At 58.9% G+C, this 19,414-nt stretch carries 18 protein-coding genes; 5 read left to right on the top strand and 13 right to left on the bottom strand.

From position 1 onward, the window contains the following. Nucleotides 1-37: 37 nt before the first annotated feature. From ACO550_RS15895 to ACO550_RS15870, 6 genes are all read right to left on the bottom strand, one after another. Nucleotides 38-1,012: a tripartite tricarboxylate transporter substrate-binding protein gene (locus ACO550_RS15895; RefSeq protein WP_315592793.1), complete on the bottom strand. Its 975-nt coding sequence runs from the start codon at nucleotides 1,010-1,012 to the stop codon at nucleotides 38-40. 74 nt (nucleotides 1,013-1,086) lie between these two features. Continuing rightward, nucleotides 1,087-2,397, bottom strand: a complete 1,311-nt coding sequence (locus tag ACO550_RS15890; protein ID WP_315592792.1) for an NAD-binding protein — start codon at nucleotides 2,395-2,397, stop codon at nucleotides 1,087-1,089. 67 nt (nucleotides 2,398-2,464) lie between these two features. Beyond that, a complete protein-coding gene (tcuB, locus tag ACO550_RS15885; RefSeq protein WP_315592791.1) occupies nucleotides 2,465-3,664 on the bottom strand; it encodes a tricarballylate utilization 4Fe-4S protein TcuB in 1,200 nt (399 codons plus the stop codon). Then, nucleotides 3,657-5,060 (bottom strand): FAD-dependent tricarballylate dehydrogenase TcuA, encoded by a 1,404-nt coding sequence (gene tcuA / locus ACO550_RS15880; RefSeq protein ID WP_315592790.1) that lies wholly within the window; start codon nucleotides 5,058-5,060, stop codon nucleotides 3,657-3,659. Before tcuA ends, tcuB begins: the two co-directional genes overlap by 8 nt. A gap of 72 nt (nucleotides 5,061-5,132) precedes the next feature. Beyond that, nucleotides 5,133-6,128 (bottom strand): LysR substrate-binding domain-containing protein, encoded by a 996-nt coding sequence (locus ACO550_RS15875; RefSeq protein ID WP_315592789.1) that lies wholly within the window; start codon nucleotides 6,126-6,128, stop codon nucleotides 5,133-5,135. A gap of 332 nt (nucleotides 6,129-6,460) precedes the next feature. Continuing rightward, complete coding sequence (locus ACO550_RS15870; protein WP_315592788.1) at nucleotides 6,461-6,667, bottom strand: rubredoxin; 207 nt, start codon at nucleotides 6,665-6,667, stop codon at nucleotides 6,461-6,463. Between the two features lie 212 nt (nucleotides 6,668-6,879). Here ACO550_RS15870 and ACO550_RS15865 point away from each other — a divergent pair, with 212 nt between their 5' ends. The 5 genes from ACO550_RS15865 (at nucleotide 6,880) to ACO550_RS15845 (ending at nucleotide 11,742) form a co-directional block, all read left to right on the top strand. After that, nucleotides 6,880-8,049 (top strand): thiolase domain-containing protein, encoded by a 1,170-nt coding sequence (locus ACO550_RS15865; protein WP_315592787.1) that lies wholly within the window; start codon nucleotides 6,880-6,882, stop codon nucleotides 8,047-8,049. Nucleotides 8,050-8,053: 4 nt separating this feature from the next. Next, the gene (locus ACO550_RS15860; RefSeq protein ID WP_315592786.1) at nucleotides 8,054-8,470 is read left to right on the top strand and encodes an OB-fold domain-containing protein; all 417 of its coding nucleotides are present in this window, start codon (nucleotides 8,054-8,056) and stop codon (nucleotides 8,468-8,470) included. Between the two features lie 29 nt (nucleotides 8,471-8,499). After that, the gene (locus tag ACO550_RS15855; protein WP_315592785.1) at nucleotides 8,500-9,669 is read left to right on the top strand and encodes a lactonase family protein; all 1,170 of its coding nucleotides are present in this window, start codon (nucleotides 8,500-8,502) and stop codon (nucleotides 9,667-9,669) included. Nucleotides 9,670-9,817: 148 nt separating this feature from the next. Beyond that, nucleotides 9,818-10,936, top strand: coding sequence for a CapA family protein (locus ACO550_RS15850; RefSeq protein WP_315592784.1), 1,119 nt, complete (start codon nucleotides 9,818-9,820; stop codon nucleotides 10,934-10,936). 29 nt (nucleotides 10,937-10,965) lie between these two features. Beyond that, nucleotides 10,966-11,742, top strand: coding sequence for an SDR family oxidoreductase (locus ACO550_RS15845; protein ID WP_315592783.1), 777 nt, complete (start codon nucleotides 10,966-10,968; stop codon nucleotides 11,740-11,742). 36 nt (nucleotides 11,743-11,778) lie between these two features. On the opposite strand, the gene ACO550_RS15840 is transcribed toward ACO550_RS15845, so the two are convergent. The 7 genes from ACO550_RS15840 to ACO550_RS15810 all read right to left on the bottom strand — a co-directional run bounded on the left by ACO550_RS15840 (nucleotide 11,779) and on the right by ACO550_RS15810 (nucleotide 19,382). Then, nucleotides 11,779-12,513, bottom strand: coding sequence for an IclR family transcriptional regulator (locus ACO550_RS15840; RefSeq protein ID WP_315592782.1), 735 nt, complete (start codon nucleotides 12,511-12,513; stop codon nucleotides 11,779-11,781). Nucleotides 12,514-12,628: 115 nt separating this feature from the next. After that, nucleotides 12,629-13,642, bottom strand: a complete 1,014-nt coding sequence (locus tag ACO550_RS15835; RefSeq protein WP_315592781.1) for an amidohydrolase family protein — start codon at nucleotides 13,640-13,642, stop codon at nucleotides 12,629-12,631. Between the two features lie 82 nt (nucleotides 13,643-13,724). Beyond that, complete coding sequence (locus ACO550_RS15830; RefSeq protein ID WP_315592780.1) at nucleotides 13,725-15,608, bottom strand: NAD-binding protein; 1,884 nt, start codon at nucleotides 15,606-15,608, stop codon at nucleotides 13,725-13,727. A 51-nt stretch (nucleotides 15,609-15,659) separates the two neighbouring features. After that, nucleotides 15,660-16,640 carry a tripartite tricarboxylate transporter substrate binding protein gene (locus tag ACO550_RS15825; protein ID WP_315592779.1) on the bottom strand — a complete coding sequence of 327 codons (981 nt, stop codon included), beginning with the start codon at nucleotides 16,638-16,640 and terminating at the stop codon, nucleotides 15,660-15,662. Nucleotides 16,641-16,744: 104 nt separating this feature from the next. Then, the gene (locus tag ACO550_RS15820) at nucleotides 16,745-17,533 is read right to left on the bottom strand and encodes an enoyl-CoA hydratase-related protein (RefSeq protein ID WP_315592778.1); all 789 of its coding nucleotides are present in this window, start codon (nucleotides 17,531-17,533) and stop codon (nucleotides 16,745-16,747) included. Nucleotides 17,534-17,583: 50 nt separating this feature from the next. Next, nucleotides 17,584-18,309 (bottom strand): enoyl-CoA hydratase-related protein, encoded by a 726-nt coding sequence (locus ACO550_RS15815; RefSeq protein ID WP_315592777.1) that lies wholly within the window; start codon nucleotides 18,307-18,309, stop codon nucleotides 17,584-17,586. A 29-nt stretch (nucleotides 18,310-18,338) separates the two neighbouring features. Continuing rightward, complete coding sequence (locus ACO550_RS15810) at nucleotides 18,339-19,382, bottom strand: 2Fe-2S iron-sulfur cluster-binding protein (RefSeq protein WP_315592776.1); 1,044 nt, start codon at nucleotides 19,380-19,382, stop codon at nucleotides 18,339-18,341. Nucleotides 19,383-19,414 lie beyond the last annotated feature (32 nt).

Here is a 19,414-nt window from a genome sequence, read left to right as displayed (position 1 = left end):
TCGACGCTAACCGACGGCTTGCGAAAAGATGGAATGCCTACTGCTTTGGCAGCTTGAGGTCGGTCACGAGCTTGCGTGTCTGGCTAACCTCCCTGGCGAGAAATTCGTTGAACTCGGCGGTGGTCATATGAGGAGTTTCAATCCCCTCGCTGTTGAGGCGCTCAGCCAGCGCCTTGTCGCTCATGGCGCTTTTCAGGGCCTCGGAAAGTCGTTGAACGACCTCCTTCGGCGTACCAGCGGGAGCAACCAGGCCCATCCAGGTGTAGTAGCTGTAGCCCGGCACGCCTTCCTCCGCAAGCGTCGGCACATTTGGCAACGCCGCGATTCTCGCTGAAGAGGTAACAGCCAGGGGCTTGAGCTTTCCAGCGGTGATGTACCCGCGGCTACTGGGATACGCTTCGAAAATCATGTTAACCCGGCCGCTCATGACATCCGGGATCGCCGGCCCATTCCCTTTGTACGGCACGTGAAGGAGGTGAAGACCAGCCTTCTGATTGAATATCGCGGCGGCGAAGTGAGTTGCGGTTCCCACGCCTGCAGAAGCATACGAAAGAGCGTTTGGACTGCTCTTCGCACGAGAGACGAAGTCCTTGAGCGACTTGTCTGGCTGCTCGGGTGATACCACAACCAGGAACGGCGAGCGTCCAACAAAGCCGACACCCGTAAAGTCGCGCATCAGATCGTAGCCCGGATCCTGGCGAATGACCTGTTGGAATGCCATCGTCCCTGCCGAGCCCAGAAGCGTGTAGCCATCGGCCGGCGCCGCCTTGGCTACGTTGATGCCGATCAGACCGTCACCACCGGCACGGTTCTCGACGATGACCGACTGCTTGAGGTTGGCGCCCATCTCCTTGGCGACAAGGCGGATGGTGAAATCGAGCAGGCCGCCCGGCGCAGTATTCACGACGATTCGAATCGGACGCGAGGGGAACGGATCGGCAGCGAAGCTTGCTGACGAGATTCCAAGTGCGATGCCAAACAAGGCCAAAGCCTTCAACGTGGGGCGCTTCATATTGTCTCCAACCATCTTGTTTTGGCCATTCGTTCTTGAATGGCTCCTTACCACCAGAGCATGCTTCCCGAGGGCTATTGGGCGAAGCGAACCCCTGAGACCACCTCGATGACGCCTGCCACTTCCGCGACGTCAGCGTCCTCACCGGCATCCACGGCTGCCTGTTCGTACAGGCAGCGAATCTGGTTAGCCACGAACATGGGCGCACCGACCCTGCTGCCAAGCGCGCATGCCTGACTCAAGCTACCAGCAACCTCGCGCAAGGACCTGACGGGGCTGCGATCACCAGCCAGCAACGCGGGCAGCAGGGCGCGCGATGCTCCGCTCCAACCGGAGCTCGAATTGATGACCGTGGAGATGTCCTCGAGGCGCAGGCCATACGCCACACCAAGCGCGGTGCATTCATAGGTGACCAATTGCCCCAGCGCAAACATTGCCGCTTCCACCAGCGGGCTCACAGCGTTGGCATCCACTCCGGCCGGCTTGCTCTGTGCTTCACCGGGAGCAATGCCGGTACCAGCCATCTTTCCGATGACACCAACCATGTCTTCGAGTTGCGAACCGTTACCCAGGGTATTGACACCGACCTGCAGCAAACCGCGAACAACGCTGGTGATTGGCATCGGAACGCCAACTTCCATCCCCAGCATCATTGCCTGGGTAATATCCTTGAGCATGAGGGGCAACCCGAAGCGGGTAGACGCCCTACCCTCCACCAGCGCAGGCAGCATCTTCTCCGTGACCTGGCTGCGCCCAAGGCGGCTTTCGTTCACCTCTGTGGTGATGCGCTCCAGAGGCAGGCCCGCCTTGATACCCATCGCGACGATTTCGAGCATGCCCATACGACATGCGCCGTTCATGGCGTTGTTCACCATCTTCATCGCCTGACCGTCGCCAATGCGGCTGCCGCAACGATAGATCGTGCCTGCCATGGTCTCCAGCAAGGGCAGCGCCTTGTCGTAAAGATCGTCTGGCCCGGCGACCATTAACGTCGCACTTCCACTGGCTACGATCTGAGGACTTGCGGAGACCGCTGCATCCATCATCTGGACGCCGATCTCGGCGAGAAGCGCAGCGATCTTCCTCGTTTCTGCAGGAATTCCGCTGGTCTGGTCAATGACCAGCTTTCCTGCCGACAAGCCTGCTGCCAACCCATCCGGACCGGATACCAACTGAAGGACATCGGCGCTACGCGGCAGGCAGACAATCACAGCGTCACACTGCTTGCCGAGGTCAGCGGCGGACGTGGCCACTTTTGCGCCGAGGCCTCTGAACGTCTCCGTGGCCTGTGGATTCAAGTCCCAGACGTAGAGTTCGTGCTTGCCAACAAAGCGACGTGCAAGTTCGCCACCGAGTGCGCCCAATCCAACGTATCCAACCTTCATCTATGTCTCCAGTTTCTTCTGTTCTCGCCAACCTGGGTCAAAGCCAACACTTGGGTCCGCGCCTACGTTAATCGTTGCCGAGCTTGAGGGTGTTTGCCTGTCGCTTCTCCAGCGCAGACTTCAGCAGTGCCGCCGTGCGGAAGATGCCGTGCGCGAACTTTCCGTAAGGAAGTGTCGCAAACAGGGCCATGACGATGCCGAGATGAACCGCAAGCAAAGCCGGCATGGCTCCTGCCTCACGGAAAGCAAGCAACGCCAGGCCGGATACGCTCGTCAGCAGTAACAGGATGATGAACGCGATATCCATCGGCTTCTGTCGCAAGTCGGATCGAAGCGGATCACGACGCAGGTTCAGCCAAAGAAGACCGATAGGACCAACAACCAAACCCAGGCCACCCGCCGTACCAAGCAGAACTGGCGCACTTAGCATCGGATACGGTGCATGCAAGCCAAGCGCATAGTGGTACAGCGTTGCGACGGCCGTGGCCGCGAAGCAAAGCATGAAACCGTAGAACGTAGCGTGGTGGAAGCGCCGACGCCACAGGGTGAACTTGTCGTCGGCGTCGTTGCAGCCTGCCCCATGACCGCCATCGAGATACTTCAGCGTAAGTACGTTTGCCGTAGCTTCAGCAACTGCGCCTGCCCCAAGCCCTTTCACCGAGAGCCCACGCCAGAATCGCGATACGCCGATGCCCAGCGCGAGCAATGCGAATCCGAACACAGCGCCAAACATGGCAGCCAGGAGGTTATGCGGAAAGATCGCGTAGAAGTTTGCCGCCAGACCTTCCTGCACGAGTACACCGTTGGTCAGCAGCATGGCGAGGATCAGGAACAGCGCCAATCCGGCGGAAAGTGCTACCGCGACCGTCGTCCCATTGTTGCGATACAGACGACCGAACGCTGCTGGCCACGCGTATTCGGTATAGGTTTGCAAGCGCACCCGCGCCATCGCCTGCGGCACATTCACCGCGAAGTCATGCGGGGGAGCGTATTGGCATGCGTGATAGCAAGCGCCGCAGTTGTGACAAAGATTCGCCAGATAGTTGACATCGGCCTTATGAAACTCAAGGCGTCGTGTCATCGCCGGGAACACAGCGCAGAAACCTTCGCAATACCGGCATGCATTGCAGATCTGCATTTGCCGAGATACCTCGGCTTCATCATCCGTGAGTGGCAACACTGCAATCTGGCGCAGCTTTACAGATGCGGAGCTGGAGCGGTCTGCTAGCGACTCAGCCTCCTTCACCAACAATTTCAAGTCATGCATAGCTTTCCATCCGCTTGCCCAAGGCTGCTCGGGCAGCCTGAGTTCCTGCAATCCGACCAAATGCGGTACCAATCGACATGCCAACGCCTGCCGTATAACCTTGACCGAGGACATTGCCGGCCATCATCTCGCCAGCTACAAAAAGATTGTCGCTGGGAGAGCCGCCAAAGTGGACCTGAGCCTGGTCGTTAACCTTGAGTCCCAGGTAGGTGAACGTGATGCCAGGCCTCAGGGCGTAACCAAAGTACGGCGGCTTGTCGATGGGCAGTGCCCAATGCGTCTTGGGCGGGTTCACACCCTCGGTGTGGCAATCGTCAAGGGCCGTATGATCAAAAGCTCCCACCCGGCATCCCGCGTTGTATGTTTCAACAGTCTCGACGAACGCCTCGACCGGCACGCCCAGCTTCCGGGCAAGCTCGTCCAGCGTGTCTGCTTTCTGGCCAGGAAACACGGGGGGCATGAATCGACCGACAGCCTTGCTGTCAATGATCGAGTAGCCGATCTGGTTCGGCTGCTGAGCGACCAGACGTCCCCAGATCGCGTATCGCTTCGGCCAGAAATCCTCGCCTTCGTCATAGAAACGTTGCGCATTCTGATTGACCACGACACCCAGGGACACACAGTCGATGCGCGTGCAGATGCCACCGTCGTATAGCGGAGCCCTGGCGTCGATTGCCACACAATGCGATTGCGACGGGTCGCCAATAGCATCGGCACCTGCCTCGATCATGTGCTTCAACAGGACGCCCTGATTGAAGCGTGTGCCGCGAATGAGAAAGTTGTCCGCCGGCCATTCGCCTCGTTCATTCTGACCCCATGCCTCGCGCAACCATTCCCGGTTCGATTCGAACCCACCTGCCGCGAGGACACATGTTTTTGCAGTGAAGCGTTCACGCTCGCCCACAGCCGCGACAAAACGCGTGCCGTCCATCTCGATAGCGTGAATCGGGGTGTTGTAGCGAATCTGTACGCCCAGCGCTTCGGCGCTACGGTAGTACGCATTGACAAGGGCCTTGCCACCGCCCATGAAGAATGCATTGGTTCGCGCCACATGCAGCGCGCCTGACAACGGAGGTTGAAAGTGGACGCCGTGCTTTCGCATCCAGGGCCGGCATGTCGCAGATGCCCGAATCACCAACCGCGCGAGGGCCTCGTCAGTCTTCCCGCCTGTGACCTTGAGCAAGTCCTGCCAATACTCTTCTTCGGGATAGGCATCCACCAATACATCTTGCGGCGCGTCGTGCATGCACCGAAGATTGCGCGTGTGCTGCGAGTTGCCACCGCGCCATTCGCGTGGCGATGCTTCCAGCAACATGACGGACGCGCCCGCCTCGCGGGCCATCAGTGCCGCGCACAACGCCGCATTACCTCCGCCAATGATCAGTACGTCAACCATCTATGTCTCCTTGAGGTTCCGACTATATGAGCTAGGTCGAACCTCCGCCATCCTCTGTTCGCAAACAGTTCTTCATGAAACATGAAGACTTTGCTCGGAGGCGGTCAGACTGACTGCGCTGCTCTCCGTGTTCGATCGACACGCTGCCTCGATAAGCGTTGCGCCTGGCCAGCGTCCTTCGCTGACAGTGCTACGGATGACATCGGCCAGGACTATCCGGGTAGCCAGCGCGGCTGGCGACAGCTCATCTTCACTAAGACTGATGAGGATGTTCTCGCGCTGAGCGGCCGCATCGTCGAACTGCACGCTGCTCAGCTCAGCATGGGCCTCTGGCGCCAATAGCGATCCCGGCTGGATCGTCACCCCCATGCCGGCCCGCACTGCGCGCATAAGAAGACTCAGACCATCAATCTCAGCCACGACATTCGGCTCCACCCTGGCCTGCTCGAAACATCGGATAAGCAGCGATCGCAAGCCATGGGAACCACTTGGGAGGATGAGCGGAAGCGCTGCGGCCTGGCTGATACTGGCGTTCTCCCCAAAGGGGACGCCCAGCATGTCCGGCAATCCGATCAAGAACAGCTTCTCATTCAGAAGCCGCAATCTGCTCCACCGCTGTGATGGTTCTTCCCGAAAAAGGACAGCCAGGTCGATCTGGCGCGCGCTCAGCATGGTTGACAGATAGCCGGACAGGCTCTCAACGATGCGGACTTTTACGTCAGGGTAACGGCTGCGCATGGCTTGCATGAATCGCACGCCAACAATCCCGGCCGTACTCTGCGCGAGACCCACACTCACATATCCCGTGAGGCGGGCGTGCCTTGCCGCGGTGGCTGCGGCATCGGCATGCCGCAATGCGAGTTGGGCCTGACGCCAGAACGCAAGACCAGCATCGGTCGGCACCACGCCGGTCGAGGTTCTCTGCAATAAGCGCGTGCAGAGTTCACCTTCGAGACGGCTGATCTGCTGACTGAGTGCGGATGTGACAACACCCAACTCGAGCGCCGCCTTTCCCATGCTCCGATGCTCGATCACGCTGACGAAGTAACGCAGTTGCCTGAGTTCCATCTCTGCTCACTTACCACTTACGCGACTGCGTCGGCAGGCACGAGAGCAACCTGCAGCCGACCCGGCGCGGGAGGGTAAACGCACCACGCCCCGTCACCATGTCGAAAGAACCAGATCGAATGCAGCTCTGACGCGCGCTCGAACTGGACTTCGACACATCCGGTTCCCTGGGTTGGATGGCGCGCCCGAATGACACGGGTAGCCGCGCGATCGCTGTCTCCAATCCATTTTTCGAAGAGGGATCTCAGCGAGGTTGAAGCATCTCTCATGCTGTCGCTCCAATGGCAGGGTATGCGTGCACCTTCGGCTACGCATCGCCTTGGCTTCGCTCTTCAGATTTCCACCATCTCGAAATCGCTCTTTCCGACGGCGCACTCCGGGCAACGCCAATCATCCGGAATGTCTTTCCACCGAGTGCCGGCGGGAATGCCATCGGCCGGCATACCCTCGGCTTCGTCGTACACGAATCCACACAGGGCGCACTGCCAAATCTTGAATGCTTCTCCAGCTTCTGCCGAAACTGCCTGAACGTCTTCCACAACTACTCTCCTTGACTTCGATATCGAGGCAACCCTCAACGCCACGATGGCCGCTGCGCCTCGACAAACACTCAGTGCTGCGCTGCGCACCGGATCGGATACCCCCAGCACAACCACAGTTCCGATGCTATCATAGGTTCTATTGGCTAGCATAGGTTCCACTGAATGGAACCGCAAGGCGATTTTTCGAGAAGTGTTGAGGAGGACAGAACATGAGTGTCAGAGGCAAGGCTTGTATCGTCGGCGCATACGAGCACCCCTTGCGCAAAGCGCCGTTGCACTCGGTGGCGCAGCTGCATGCCGAAGTAGCGAAAGGCGCGATCGAAGATGCGGGGCTTACACGCGACGACATCGATGGGTACTTTTGCGCTGGGGACGCCCCGGGCGCCAATGTCTGGTCGATGGCGAACTACCTGAACCTGAACAAGCTCCGGCACGTCGACTCGACTGACATGGGCGGTTGTTCATACCTCGCCCATGTGGCGCACGCTGCGGAAGCCATTGCTGCAGGCAAGTGCAATGTCGCGCTCATCACGCTTGCAGGGCGGCCGAATTCGGAAGGGATTTCTGGAACCCAGGTGCGAGTACGGGGCGTCAATATGCCCGAGGCACCATTCGAGATGCCCTACAACCCCGTGACGCTCAATCTGTATGCCATGTGCGCAATGCTGCATATGCACAAGTACGGCACGACGAGCTCGCAGTTGGCCTGGGTCAAGGTTGCGGCGTCTCAACATGCCCAGCACAACGCCAATGCAATGCTCCGGAATGTGGTCACGGTCGATGACGTACTCGCTTCACCCCTTATCGCGGATCCACTGCGCAGACTCGATTCTTGCGTGGTCAGCGATGGCGGAGGCGCCATCATCGTGACCCGTCCGGAAATCGCCAGGTCGCTCAACCGGCCGGTCGTGAAGGTGATTGGCAGCGCCGAAAGCACCAAGCACCAGATGGGGGGAGAGATCGACCTCACGTATACCGGTGCAGCATGGACGGGGCCGCGGGCATTCGAGGAGGCAGGTGTTCGTCCTTCGGATATTCAGTACGCATCGATCTACGACAGTTTCACCATCACCGTCGTGCTTCAACTCGAAGACCTCGGCTTCTGTGAGAAAGGCGCCGGCGGCCGTTTCGTTGCAGACGGCAACCTGATCGCTGGCGTTGGCAAATTGCCCTTCAATACCGACGGGGGCGGTCTATGCAACAACCACCCTGCCAACCGCGGTGGTATCACCAAAATCATCGAAGCGGTACGTCAACTCCGAGGCGAAGCACATCCGAGTGTGCAAGTCCCAGACTGCAAACTCGCCCTGGCGACCGGCATCGGCGGCGCCATCGGTTCGCGGCACGGCGCCGCAACGCTAATCCTCGAACGGGAGTAAAGATATGCCGACTATCCCTGCAGATCGAAAAATCTCCGATCCCGCGCTGAATCCTGGCGACGAGCCCTACTTCGAAGGCGCCTCCAGGGGCGAACTCCTCATCAAGGCTTGCAACGGTTGCGGCAAGGTCCACCACTATCCCCGTGCTATCTGCCCCTTCTGCTGGAGTGCCGACCTCAAATGGGCCCAGTCGAGCGGGAAAGGACAGATCTACACCTATAGCGTAACGCGTCGCGGCGCCGGTGCGCCCTACTGTATTGCCTACGTTACGCTCGATGAGGGACCGACCCTGATGACGAATATCGTGGACACCGACCTGGACGAGGTAAGGATCGGACAGCGGGTTAACGTCGTCTTCAAGCACTCGGAGAATGGAACCGCAATCCCCATGTTTACTCCGGCAGCTGGCGACGCCAGCTAGAGGAATTCAACACCCGGACAGGAGTAACCATGAGACAAACCGTCGTTCTCTACAGTGCAGTCGATGACCTGATTACCCGGTATCGCGTAGATGTGGATGCTGGGACGCTAGAGAAGCAAGAGACCACCCAGGCGGCGTCGCGCGTGCAATACGCCTGGCGCCATCCATCCCTTGACGTCCTGTACGTGACTACCAGTAGCTCGGGACCCCATATCAAGTCCGAGTTCAGCCATGTTGCCGCATACCGCATGGCCGAAGACGGACGTCTGTCACTGCTTGGTGCGCCCAAGCGCCTGCCAGACCGTGCGGTCCATATGTGCGTTGATCCGAAAGGCAGGTACATCCTGTGTGCCCATAACTTTCCGGAATCTGGCATTACGGTAGATCGTATCGAAGCCGACGGTTCTATCGGGGACCGGATCGAGCAAGCAAGCTCGGCCAACTTTGGCATCTACCCCCACCAGGTCATGGCGTTTCCGTCTGGAGGTGCTGCCCTTCTGATTGACCGCGGGAACAACAGCACAAAGGAACGACAGGAGGAACCTGGCGCACTGCGGAGCTACCTGCTGGACGATGGCCAACTTGCCGCGCATGAAGTGGTCGCCCCTGACGGCGGCTTTGGCTTTGGCCCACGGCATATTGATTTTCATCCTTCTGGCAAGTGGCTGTACGCCTCCGACGAGCGCACCAATAGCCTCCACACGTTCAGGCTCGAAGGCGACCATATCGATCCGAGGCCGATAAGCACGCTCCCCTCGCTTCAGGCGCCCGACCGGACTCACAGTCGCCAACTGGCGGGTCCCATCCATGTACATCCGAACGGACGTTGGGTCTACCTTGCGAACCGCGCGGATGGGAATGTCGACCGCGACGGCGTCCGGGTTTTTACGTCCGGCGAGAACAACATTGCCGTGTACGAGATCGACCCGGAAACCGGGGTGCCAGCTCTGCGCCAGCATATCGATACTGAGTCGTTCCACGTGCGGACATTCTCGTGTGACCCAACCGGTCGGCTATTGGTCGCCGCCAGCGTCAAGCCGCTTGGCATCGAGGTCGGAGACAAGGTGGAGATTGTTCCCGCCACGCTATCCGTATTCCGGATCCGAGACTCGGGGCGGATCGAGTTCATGCGCAAGTACGAGGTTACGACGCAAGGAAGTCAAATGCAGTACTGGTCTGGTCTGGTGGCACTGCAATAACGACAGGTAGCGAAAAATAGCGGAAAGTAGCGAATGCTATGATTCAACGATAATTTTCGAACTGATTCCACACAATGGAACCCAACACCGCGTTTAAAGGGTGTATCCATGATGCGTGGGAGAGACAAGCAATATGGAAGGAGACACTGTGTCTGATATTTCAACCGTCCTGATCGCCGGCGACTGCGGCCCAACCCATGGAGCGTCCGAGGGCTATCCAATCGAGGGATACACGGAGCTGGTGAAGCCGGTGCTTCAAGAAGCCGACATGCGGTTTGTGAACTGCATGCGCACGTATTCGGGCAGAGGCGTCAAGTCTGACCATGCACCGCAGGTCTGCCAGCCAGCGGAGATGGCTCACATCTTTACCGGCGGACTATTCGATGCGGTAACGATGGCCAACAACCATAGTTACGACGCAGGCCCAGAGGCCTTGCTCGACACACGCGAGCTTTTGAACGCCCATGGTGTCCAGGTCACGGGTGCGGGGCGCAATCTTGCGGAAGCACGAACGGCTGCAATCGTTGAGAAAAACGGTGTAAAGGTTGGATACCTTGGCTATACGTCCGTCGCCGCCGCCGGAAGCGACGCCGGTCCGGACAAGCCGGGCGTAGTGAATATTCGCATCCACACGACCTACGATACCCGGGGCCCGCATCAGCCGGTGCGGGTTCGCACAACGCCTGATGAGGCCGATCTTGCACTGCTGATCGAGGACATCAAGACGCTGCGCTCGCAAGTAGACGTGGTCGTGCTGGCGTTTCATTCGGGAGTCATCAGGCTGCCACGAGTCGTGGCCGACTACCAGGTGGCGGTGGCGCATGCGGCGATTGATGCTGGAGCCGATGTCGTCGTCGGTCACGCGCCTCACCTGCCCAAGGCAATTGAAGTCTATCGAGGCAAGACGATCTTCTATAGCCTGGGAGTATTCGCCATGACCAAGTCATTTGCGGCGCCGTCGTGGACAAGCGAACCGGCGTGGGCACACGGTGCTGTGCGAAATCATACGGACCTCGACCCCGCATACCCGCTTATGCCTTATGGCCGCGACTGCACGAAGGGGCTGCTGGCCAAGTTGAAAGTGTCGAAGCAAGGCGTTCTGCAGGTGTCATTTCTGCCGATGACGTTCGACGATCGCTATCGCCCCCAAGTACTGCGTCGCGACGACAAGCGCTTCGATGAAATCGTCGGATACATGGAATGGGTTTCGGAAGATATGCCGCATCGCTTCACGGTAAGCGGTGACGAAGTCATCGTCACCGAGTGAGCAATGCTTCGAATGGATGCGAGTGAGATATGGACCTAGGAATCAAAGGTAAAACCGCCCTCGTCACCGCTTCCAGCGGTGGCATGGGCCGGAACATTGCCCACGCTCTTGCGGCTGAAGGCGCGAACATCGCGCTGTTTGCCCGTTCCGCGGACAAGTTGGCGGAGGTGGCCGCAGAAATCGAGCGCACCTACGGCGTGCGAGCGCTGCCAGTCGTCGGCGATATGACATCGACCGAGGATGCCGCACGCCTCGCGGCAACGCTGGAAAAAGAGATGGGCGGCACGGACATCGTCATCCTCAACACCGCTCGGCCACCGAACCCCATCCGGACGACGATCGACGAAAACGATCCGAAGCGATGGCATGAAGCCTATGAGAATCAACTACTCAGCGTAATCCAGGTAGTTTCAGCGGTATTGCCGGGGATGACGCAGCGAGGTTGGGGGCGTCTGGTCGCAGTAACTTCCGCTTCCGTGAAGCAGCCGATGCCGCACCACAGTCTGTCGACCGTGTTCCGTGCAGGCGTAACCGCCTACATGAAGCATCTGGCAAACGAGGTCGGCCAGCACGGCATCACCGTCAACTGCGTTGCGCCGGCGCTAATCGATACGTCGCATCGAAATGCCGCCACGGCCTATAGCGCGTCACAAACCGAGGCCCGAAAACGGCTGACACCGCTGGGCAGGCTTGGGACACAGGAAGAGATTTCTTCCGTTGTGACGTTCCTCGCGTCGGTGCAAGCGGGATTTATCAACGGCGCGACGGTCCCTGTAGAAGGTGGGATGGTCGGCTCTTTGTACTAGGAAAGCGAGCTGGCGCATGTGAATGCGCCAGCGTTTTCAGGCACGTCCGCCAAACTGCCGGGAAATAGTGGCCGCAGCCGAAACTACGAGCTTGGTGAATTCCTTCTCGTGCATTTGCATCCGAACCGTCGGAGCGCCGACGGAAATGCAATATCGCACTTGCTCATTCACGTCTTTAATCGGCGCTGATACCGCTGAAATGCCGAGAAGCCTTTCGCCATGGGACACAGAGAAGCCCTGCTCCCGCACCTCGTCCAACTCGGACAAGAGTTCAGTCTTGGTCTTCTTCAACGCCTTGGCAGCCGAGGTAACGATCGGTCCAAGTTCGGCCTTTTCCATATAGGCCATCAACACCCGAGACGCGGAGCCAGCGAGCAATGGCACCTGCTCACCGGCCTGCACCACTGCGCGTAGCGGAGATGCACCGGTGGAAACCGCATCGATACATACCCGGTTCTGACCGCTTACTGTATGGATCGACACTGTTTCTTTCGTCTTCTCAGCCAACTCGACCAACACCGGACGTGCGATCTCGCGGATGCCCAGCGTGCTCTTGACCAAGCCTGCCAGTTGGGTGAAACGGAAAGAGAGGCAGTATTCCTGGTCCTCAAGCCGCACCAGATAACCGGCCTGCTCCAGGCTCTGTACGATGCGAAACGTCGTCGACTTTGGCAACTCAATCCGGTCGGCGATCTCTTGCAGCGAAAGGCTGCTCCGATCGGCCGAAAAACTTTCGAAAACGGCGAGAATACGCTGCACCGAACGCATCATAGGAAAACTATCCCGTCAGGAACCAGAATGCCGACATGGTACACCACAGGGCATACCGGCAAGTAGACTCCCCGGTACGAGGGCACGCAATCTACACCGGCACGAGTTGCCGGCGTCAGTCTTCCAGTCGATACACTCGAATCGCATTGTCGTGAAACAACGCACGCTTTTCGTCCGCAGAGAAATCCTTAACGATGCGCTTGAACGCATTCCATAGTGAACTGTAGCTGCAGCTCTGTTTATCGACCGGGAAGTTGCTCTCGAACATACAGCGATGGGCGCCGAACGACTCAATACACTCGAGCACGTATGGCTTCCAGGCATCCGCAAGCTCAAGGGACGTGGGCGGCGTTTGACGCACATGAAAGTCCCAGCCGGTGTAGAGCATCCCCAACCCACCGATCTTCACGCTCAGGTTTGGAAACTGAGCCAGGCGGCCCAGCTTGTCACGCCATTCCCGCAACACGGACGAACGGTCAAGATGGGGCGGCAGCCCGACAATGCCACCACAGTGATCCAGGATCACGTTGGCTTCTGGATGCCGTTCCAACAAATCAACAAGGTCGTCCAACTGGTGATAGAAGAGCCAGGCATCAAACGTAAGGCCGTGGCGCGACAACTGTGCGACACCGCTTTGAAACTTCGGCTCCCGCATCAGATGCCGTGGCGCAAAAGCGCGGCCATATCCTGCGGCTCCCGCATCCCAGGTAGCGCCGTGTCGAACGCCCTTCAGCCTGCCCTTGCCTGCAGCAAGCATTGCCTGAAGTACGTGCTCTACCTCGTCGCCAAGCATAAGATCGGCATGGGCAATGATGCCACTGCAAAATTTGCTTCTTCTACCGCCGACCGTTTCACACTCTTCTCCAACCCTGGTGGCGAACTCGACTTCGCCGACGGGCTTGAGCTCCTCGGGGCCATCCGTACGGTACGAGGACTTGTACTGTACGAAGACCGTGCCAACGATATTGGTTCCGGCGTCGATCTCCGCATCGAGTTCATCCGCCAGGAAGCGTCCACGGTCGTCGTCGAACAGGTGATGATGGGGATCGACAATGGGAAGCTCTGGGTCGATGGATTCCTCGCGAAGCTGCGAAACCCAGGACGCGAGGCTGTCGAGCGAGCGGGGCATATTCCCGCGAAATTCCGGTACGTTGGACATATTCATAGAAACGGAGAGATGCGCTGCCACTCAGCGCAATGATGCAGGTCTGTCAAACCTTGGGGCAGGACTGCGCCTGGCCATTCTTGTCATTCAGAAGTCCCTGGCGAACCTCCACTGATGCCCAACCTTCGTAGTATCGGATCAGCTCACTGACGTCGTCACCATGGGTATTCAGGGCAGTCGCCAGTCCAAACAGCAGCCGGGTGGATTCAAATACCCAGGTCGTTACACCTTGGCTGGAAGCCTCGTCGCAAACGAGCCGAAGCATACGGTGCGCATGCGCAAGCGACTTGCCATAGGCGAATTGCCGGGTGGCGACCTGCTCCGGAATGATGGTTGCGCTTGCCGTAGTTCTGCCAGTTTCGATGCCAAGGATCTTGGCCATCGTAAGCGGTTCCAGTCCCGCCTTCGCGCCAGTCACATACGACTCACATCCAACCGCCAGCAGGCTTGCGGACAAGGCCTCGTCGATTGCGACCATCAGTTGCGCATCACCGGCACGGTTGGAAAGATGGCGGACCTTTGAAGCGACCGCGTCCAGCAACGATCCCACTTGCGCTGCCGCCGCTCCATCTCCGCTGACCACGGCCCTCCACCCCGCCTGTGCCGCAGACGCATGCGTGGGAACCATCGGGGCGTCCAGGTACGAATGTCCATTGGTCGCCAGTTGACGGCACAGATCCGACGCGACCTCCTTCTGCAGGATGCATGTGTTCAACACACACCATTTCTCAGACCGGCTGGCAAGCCACCGTGGAACGCCTTCAGCGACGTCGTCGTCCGGCACAACGAGAAGGACGCAAGAACGCTCTGCAAGACGACCACCAGCTTCAGACGCTGCCCCACCCTTCTCCGGGTGCTCCACCACCGTGACCGCCCAGCCGGCAGCATCGAGCTTCGCCATCCAGGTTGGCTGATTCGCGGGACAGCAAACCACCACGACATTCGTGAAGTCCGTCGCGTGCCCTTCCACTGCTGAAGTCGTTGTCGGCGCAGCATTACCCGCAGAGCCTTCCACGATAACGCCAGCCCATGGTTCCAGATAAGTAATCAGTGCGGTACCGTCGCGATCCGCTCCGCCTTGGGCCACTGCGTACCGCCAAAGTTGCTGCACTGATCGCGACACCCATGTCGGTACGCCGAAGTTCGCCGCCTCTTCCACTGCAAGCGAAATGTCTTTGGCCGTGATGGCCATCCGGGCACCGTAGTCGAACGTGCGACCAAGCACCGCGCGCCTGAACTTGTTGCGACTGGCGTTGGTGCTGGATGCACCTGAATTAATGATATCGAGCATCGCTTCAGGATCCAGCCCAGCCTTGACGCCCAGCACGAAAGCTTCACAAGTCGCCGCCATCCCGGATGCCGACACAAGGTTGTTCAACAGCTTGAGGGTCTGGGCCCTCCCTATCTTCTCACCCAGGTACAACAGCATGGAACCGGCCAAGGGCAGCATTGCAGGCTCTGCGCGCTTGAAGGCATCGGCAGGTCCGGAACACATGATCCCGAGCTTGCCGTTTCCGGCGGTTACGACGTTCCCCGTGATGGGCGCATCAAGCAGCGAAATCCCCGACGCCTCGAACCGTCGCGCAGCCTCGCGAGCGAACTCAGGTCCCGTCGTCGACAGGTCTACCACCACCCGAACCTCAGTACCCTGCGCCACACCCTGATCGCCGAAAAAGACAGCCTCCAGCGCACGCAGTGAAGGAAGACATGTGAAGACAAGATCCACACGAACCGACACATCCAAGGCACTGCCGCATGCAATGGCGCCGGCGTGGACCGCCGCATTGAGAGCCTCGACGTTCAAGTCATGCACAAAGACTGTAAAACCCTGCTCGAGCAGACGATGCACCATGGGTCCGCCCATGGCGCCCAAACCAACGAACCCCACGGCGTTTGATGAATGCTGCTGCGACGGTGACGCTTCCATCATGGTAAGAATTTGTGTTTAGAAAACTTTCGTCAGATGATTGATTTCAGGCGCTTAATCGGCCCTGGCACCCGATTGCTCAATGACCTTACCCCATTTGGAGATCTCGGCAGCGAGAAAGCGCTTGAACTCTTCCGGACTGGACCCGATCGGTTCAGTACCAGCAGTCTCCAACTGTTTCACGACGGCAGGTTGCTTGAGTGCCTTGATTGTGGCCTGGTTCAGTTTGGCAATGATTTCTGGCGGCGTTCCAGCCGGAGCCAGCAAGCCCTGCCAATTGTTGACCTCGAAACCAGGATAGCCCGACTCGGCAACCGTAGGCACGTCCGGCAGAGCAGGCGAACGCCTTGGCCCGGTGATGGCAAGGACGCGCAACTTCCTGGCTGCAACGTTCGGCAGGACCGCAGGCGGGGTGAGAAGCGACACGTCAACAGTCTGACCTAATACCGCGGCAAGTGAAGGGGCGGTGCCGTTGTATGGCACGTGGACCGCCTCGATATGTGCCACCTTCTTGAACAACTCCATGCCCAGGTGGGCACCCTGCCCGTTGCCGGCCGACGCGTAGGTCATTCCCCCGTTCCTGGACTTTGCATAGGTGACCAGCTCTCCCAGCGTTTTGACCGGAAGTGCCGGATTGACGGAGAAATAGAAATAGTTCGCGGTTACCTGGGAGATCGGAGCAAAGTCCTTCAGCGCATCAAAGCGAAGGTTTTGGTAGAGATTTACGTTGATGGCGTGACTCGAATTTGCCATAAGCAACGTGTATCCATCGGCGGGCGACTTCGCTACGAGTTCAGCGGCAATATTGCCGCCGGCGCCCGGTCGATTCTCCACAACTATGGCCTGGCCAAGGCTCTTTCCAACTTCCTGCGCCAGGATTCGCGCAATAAAGTCGGCACCTCCGCCAGCTGCAACGCCTACCACCATCCGGATAGGCTTGTTGGGGTAGTCAGAATGCTGCGCCTGGGCCGGCGCAAGTGCACCGACTGCGAAGGCCAAACCAGCAATGTAGATCAGGGCGGATCGTTTGTTCATGGCGTCTCCTCCATGTATGTCTTGTAGGGTATCGGCTTCGGGCCGTCTTCCAGCGCCCCTGAAAGCCGCTCTTCTGTGAGGATGCTAGTTCTTATGTCGGGCGCTTAGTAGCCTTCGAACCTTGGCTTCCTCTTCTCCTTGTAGGCCTGGATAGCCTCCTTGTAATCCCGGGTCGACTGAATGACAGCCATATGCGCTGAGACAGATTCGAGACTGGTGCGGAAATCCGTACGGAGACCTTGGTACATCAGCTTCTTGATTTCCCGGAGTTGAATCGGCGGTCCGTCTGCAAGCTTGCTCGCAAAGGCAAGCGTTTCATCGAACAACTTCTCGTCCGGGAACACACGATTCACAATCCCCAGACGGTGAGCTTCGTCGGCCGAGACGAAATCGCCGGTCCACAGCAACTCCAGGGCCCTCGCGGGTCCAACCAGGCGGGGCAAGAGATAGCAACCGCCATTCCCCGGTAACAGGCCGACACGGACATATGCCTCGGCGAATCGAGCCGACGCGCCAGCAAAGCGGAGATCGCACTGGAGCGACAGATCCATGCCGGCGCCGAAGGCTGCTCCATTTACGGCCGCAAGCAGGGGCTTCTCGAAATCCTCGATCGCCAATGCGACCTGGTGGGTCACATTCTGAAGGCGCTGCTTGCGCTCCAGCGGTGTTGGCTCACCCGCCTCGGCGGAGCGACGCCCCAGGTCTCCGCCAGAGCAAAACGCGTCACCGGCACCCGTCAGCACAACGCAACCAATGCCGGGGTTTTCGTTGGCTTCCCGCAGCGTCTCGCGCAGTTGGGCAAGCATTTCCTCGCTCAGCGCGTTTTTCTTTTCCGGGCGATTGAGGCGTGCCACCCGGACACGACCAATGGTTTCAATTTCAAGATCTGCCACTTTCCGTCCTCATAATCTGTGCGTCCGCTTTCAGAAGCTGGTTGCGGAGTTCACCGCGCCGCAGCCTGCCGATGCAAGGCGTGCTCAACGCGCGCTTCGTCAATAGCTGTCTTGATCTTGCGATTGAGCCAACGCTTGTTGTTGGCAAAGACCGCCCGATCACGATCTCCCAGCTTCCGCGCCTCCTTGAGAGCACGCTCGATAAGCTCGTTTGCGGGTGCCACGGCATTGATGAGCCCCCGGCCATGTGCCTCAATTGCCGGCATCCGCCTGCCGCTCTGAATCATGTCCTTCGCCAGAGCCCGTCCACCAATCGCTTCCAGCATGCTCGCACCAGAGAACGTTGCGATTCCCAGGTCGATTTCTGGAAGGGACAATGCCGCGTGCTCCGCTGCAACACAGGCGTCGGCAAGCAACGCAATCATTGCGCCCGCACCACTGGCGATCCCGTTCAACGCACAAACTACCGGGATACCTGTATCGAGAACAGTGTCTTGCAATGCGGCAAGTGCCAATGAACGGCGCTCCTTTTGCTTTGCAACGTCGCCATCGGGAGGCAATTCCCGTACGTCGACGCCAGCGCAGAAGACCTTTTCGCCGCTGGCAGTCAGAACCACCGACTTCACTGACGCATCCTTGGCGCTTTCCTGAATTGTTCCGGTGATCGCCTGCATCATTGCGACGGTCAGGGCATTCGCCTTCTGCGCCCGGTCGATGGTAATGACGAGCTGCTCTTCCTTGAGCTCGATAATGAGGTTTTCCTCTCGTACTTCCATTGTGTCTCTCGTCTCTTTTTGTTAGCCCGTCAGGAACCCTTCACACCACCGGGTACGAAGATGTCGGCATAGAACTCTTCCGTGGGTAGCTGGCAGGCCGCAGTGAAATCATCTCGCGCCGCTTGCACGACAATTGGTGCACCGCATGCGTAGACCTGGTGTCCCGACAAGTCCGGGAAGTCTTCCATAACGGCCTGATGCACGAATCCGGTCCTGCCGCTCCAGCTGTCCGCAGGCTGGGCGTCGGATACCACGGGTACGTATGTCACCCCGAACTTGCCGACCCATTCTTCCGCGAGCTGCGACAGGTAGAGGTCTTGAGGGCGTCGTCCACCCCAGTACAAGGTCATCTTCCGCCCGTGGCTCTTGCTCGCTTCGCTTTCAATCATTGCCTTCACAGGTGCGAAACCAGTGCCACTTGCCACGAAGATGATTGGCTTGGCACTCTTCTCGCGGATAAAGAACGCTCCCTGCGGGCCTTCGATGCGCAGCAAATCGTTGGCCTTCATGTTCTGGAAGACGTGCTTGCTGAACGGGCCACCATAGTTGCGCAGGTGAAGTTCGATAACACCATCGCTGGCATCGACACTCGCGAGTGACAAGCTACGGCGGATGCCACCCGGGGCAACGATATTGATGTATTGGCCTGGCAGGAACTTGAGCGTCTGACTCGCCGGCAGGCGCAGCCGAATTCTCATCACGTCATCGGCCAACTTCTCCAGTTCATGTACCCGGCAAGGTAGTCGGACGAACGGGATGCCCTTGGTCTCTTCAAGGATCGTACATTCGACCGTGACCGGCGACCTGGGTGTTGCCTGGCAAAGCAGTGCGTAGCCTTCCCCGCGCTCCTTGTCGCTCAACGCGGACGCCGACGATTCCCCATGATCCACTTCGCCGGCGACAATGCGCGCCTTGCACGAGCCGCAGATTCCGTTCCTGCAACTGTGGGGAAGTGGATAACCATTGCGCATCGCGGCCTGGAGAATCGGCTCCGCCGAGCCCACCTCAAGCGTGGGCCCGTTCGGTACAAAGGTGACAGGGAGCGACTGTGTCTCCGTTATTACTTCAGTCATGGTATCTAGTCCTCATGCCCCAATTCGACGCG

This window comes from Cupriavidus sp. (genome assembly GCF_057315035.1).
The sequence above is the reverse complement of the archived record's forward strand: the minus strand, read 5'-3'. Positions and strand labels throughout refer to the sequence as shown.